Source organism: Longimicrobium sp. (genome assembly GCF_036387355.1).
Lineage (GTDB): Bacteria > Gemmatimonadota > Gemmatimonadetes > Longimicrobiales > Longimicrobiaceae > Longimicrobium.
Genome location: NZ_DASVTX010000377.1, coordinates 1 through 3,105 on the forward strand (window position 1 = coordinate 1; position 3,105 = coordinate 3,105).

Below are 3,105 nucleotides of genomic sequence, written 5' to 3' on the forward strand. Positions count from 1 at the left end.
CGTTTCGCCGCACTCGGTGCACACGCCCACCAGCACGTTGGCCACGTCGACCCCGCTCTTCTCCAGGCGCAGCGTACGGGGCTCGAACCGGGTCTCGACGCGCTTTTCGCAGCGCTCGCAGATGGCCTCGGACCGGTCGCCTTCCTTCCAGAAGTGCATGCTCAGTGCTCCGTTCTGTGGACGCTGATGAACACCGCGTCGAGGGAAAGAAAGTAGGCCTTGATGTACCACCGCTCCCCCCGCACGCACGGCTGAAAGATGTGGCACGTGGTTGCGGGGTCGAAGTGCAGCGGGCTGGTGGTGTACTGGTCGCCCCGGCACCGGTGCAGCAGCGCGACCACCTCGGCCGCGGACACGTCGTCGGTGGCCAGCAGGTTCTTCTGGCTCATCACCTGCCGCGCCTGGTGCTGGTAGCGCCCGCTTTCCAGCGCATCCACCAGCAGCACCCTCACGTCTTTCAGCCCCATTCGCTCCTCCAATGTACGGCTCCCGCCGTACGTCGTCAAGGCCCGTCCCCCTCCCCGTTCAAGTTGTCCAGAATGCCTCGTGCGGCGCCCCGCCGCAAGCTCTGTCCATTTTCCGCCACAGGCGCGCATTTTCCTGATTCTGCAGTCCCGCGGTTCGCTGATCCGTCGTAGCCGGAACCAGAAAAGACGACGGCGAATTAGGGCGTGTCCCTGCGCTGCGCTCCGGGCCGGGCTGCGCGCGCCGTAGGCAACGATACAGCTGTTGCCAACGGCGCCGAGCCCCCTCCGCACCAGGGCACGGTACTGCTGTGCCCTGCCGCTCCGGGTTCTCGGCCCTGCGGGCGCGCATCCCTCACGCGAAGTGCCCCGCGCGCGCGACGACATCGCTCCCGGGAGGAACGACCCCTCCTCCCTATTCCCTATTCCCTATTCCCTATTCCCTCTGTATCCTTCATCCTCCCCACCAAACCCGGGCACCGACCGCAACGCACAGCGCCACAGGCACTTCCCGCATGTCACCCAGAGCAGCCTCAAAGCCCGCGGCCGCGCGCAAGCGCAAGCCGTCGCCGCAGCGCCTGCGCAAGCTGCTGGCGCGCGAATGGGCGTGGTGGGAGCAGGGAATGCTGCGCGTGGCGGGGGTGGACGAGGTGGGTCGGGGGCCGCTGGCCGGGCCCGTCGTGGCGGCCGCCGTCATTCTGCCCACGGACTGCTGGATCGAGGGCGTCGACGACAGCAAGAAGCTGAATGCCGAGCGGCGCACGCGGCTGGACCTGCTGATCCGCGAGCGCTGCCTGGCGTTCGGGGTGGGTGCCGCGTCCGCCGCGGAGATCGACCGGCTCAACATCCGCCGCGCCACGGCACTGGCAATGCAGAGAGCCATCGCGCGGCTGGGCGGCGCCGACCACCTGCTGGTGGACGGGCTGGCCGTGCCGGAGCTGGGGCTGGAGCGGCACTCCGCCATCGTGGGCGGCGACGGCAGCGTGCACTGCATCTCCGCCGCCTCCATCCTGGCCAAGGTCACCCGCGACCGGCTGATGGCCCGGCTGGCGGCCCGCTACCCGGCGTACGGGTGGGAGCGCAACATGGGCTACGGCACGCCGGAGCACCTGGACGCCCTGGGCCTGCACGGCCCCACGCCGCACCACCGCAGGAGCTTTCAGCCCTGCCAGCTGGAATTCGCCGACGAACTCGTGGAAGGCTGATGCACACCGAGCACCTGCAGAACGTCCGTCCGTCGTGGGTCGTGTTCGGCTGGTTCGTGAGCGTGGCGGTCGCCTCGCTCCTGCTGCTGGCCATGAACGCCACGGGAATGGTGGCGGACCAGAGCGGCGGCAGCGCGTGGACCGTGGTGGCCCTCCTGGTCGGCTTTACGCTGGGCGGATTCCTGACCGGCGCCCGCGCCGGCGCCGCGCCCATCCTGCACGGCGTGGCGATGGGGCTGTTTTCCGTCGTGGTGTGGTTCGCGGCCAACCTGCTGGGCACCCTGCTGAGCGCCACCACGTGGGACCACATCAACCCCGCCATCTACGCCGGCGGCCTGCTGGTGCAGATCGTCGCGGCGGCGGTGGGCGCGCGCATCGGCTCGCGGTCCGGCCGCGGGGCCATCCCCAGCACGGAGGCGCACCGGCCCCGGTAGCCGGCTTCCACCCGCTCCTTGCGCGGCCCCGCCCTCATGGTCGGGGCCGCGTTGTTCATCCTGGAAGCGGCGGATGAATCCGATTCGGCCGTACCCGTCGTATCCCTCTACGAAGTTTGGACACATCAACCACAACCAGGGATGACGACGATGAAGCGGATGATCGGGATGATGGTTGCGGCCGCGGTGATTACGGCGGCTCCGGTGGCGGCGCAGGGCGGCTCGCGCGCGCATGCGGCGGCGCGGCCGGTTACGGTGGGCGGGCAGGCGATGCTGCCCACCCGCGACATTGTGGACAACGCGGTCAACTCGGCGGACCACACCACGCTGGTGGCGGCGGTGCAGGCGGCGGGGCTGGTGCAGACGCTCAAGGGCGCCGGTCCGTTCACCGTCTTTGCCCCGGTGAACGACGCGTTCGAGAACCTGCCCGAGGGCACGGTGCAGACGCTGCTTCGCCCGGAGAACAAGGCCGCGCTCACCAAGGTGCTCACCTACCACGTGGTCGCCGGCCGCCACACCGCTGCGGACATCATGCGGATGATTCGCCAGGGCAACGGCACCGCCACCCTGCGCACGGTGAGCGGCGGCACGCTCACCGCGATGATGAACGGCCCCGCCAACGTGGTGCTGCGCGACGAAAAGGGCGGCGTGGCCAGCATCTCCACGTATGACGTCCTGCAGTCCAACGGCGTCATCCACGTGATCAACCGCGTGCTGCTGCCCAACTGACCGTCCGTTCGGCGGATGGATGAACGGGGCGCGCCGGACTTTCCGGCGCGCCCCGTCTCGCGTTCATCCGCCGCATTCCGCCGGAACCCGTCGGCGGTTACGTTTCCCGCTCGCGGCGAAGGATGGAAGCCGCACTTCGTGATCCACATCACAACAACGCACCCGGACGGATCTGCTTGTCGTACGCCGAAAAGATCGCCGCGGAACTGGGGCTGCGGGCGCCCCAGGTGGCCGCCGCGCTGGAACTGCTGCTGGCGGGAAACACCATCCCCT

At 69.4% G+C, this 3,105-nt stretch carries 4 protein-coding genes; 3 read left to right on the top strand and 1 reads right to left on the bottom strand.

Annotation, left to right across the window (positions count from 1 at the left end; translation table 11 throughout):
* Nucleotides 1-161: 161 nt before the first annotated feature.
* Nucleotides 162-467, bottom strand: coding sequence for a hypothetical protein (locus VF665_RS16415; protein ID WP_331054526.1), 306 nt, complete (start codon nucleotides 465-467; stop codon nucleotides 162-164).
* Between the two features lie 512 nt (nucleotides 468-979).
* Here VF665_RS16415 and VF665_RS16420 point away from each other — a divergent pair.
* The 3 genes from VF665_RS16420 to VF665_RS16430 all read left to right on the top strand — a co-directional run bounded on the left by VF665_RS16420 (nucleotide 980) and on the right by VF665_RS16430 (nucleotide 2,832).
* On the top strand, nucleotides 980-1,669 hold the full coding sequence (locus VF665_RS16420; RefSeq protein WP_331054527.1) for a ribonuclease HII: 690 nt from the start codon (nucleotides 980-982) through the stop codon (nucleotides 1,667-1,669).
* On the top strand, nucleotides 1,669-2,103 hold the full coding sequence (locus VF665_RS16425) for a hypothetical protein (RefSeq protein WP_331054528.1): 435 nt from the start codon (nucleotides 1,669-1,671) through the stop codon (nucleotides 2,101-2,103). The genes VF665_RS16420 and VF665_RS16425 overlap by 1 nt, the downstream gene beginning before the upstream one ends.
* 150 nt (nucleotides 2,104-2,253) lie before the next feature.
* Entirely contained in the window at nucleotides 2,254-2,832 is a 579-nt protein-coding gene (locus tag VF665_RS16430; protein WP_331054529.1) for a fasciclin domain-containing protein, read from the top strand.
* The last annotated feature ends 273 nt before the right edge of the window (nucleotides 2,833-3,105 follow it).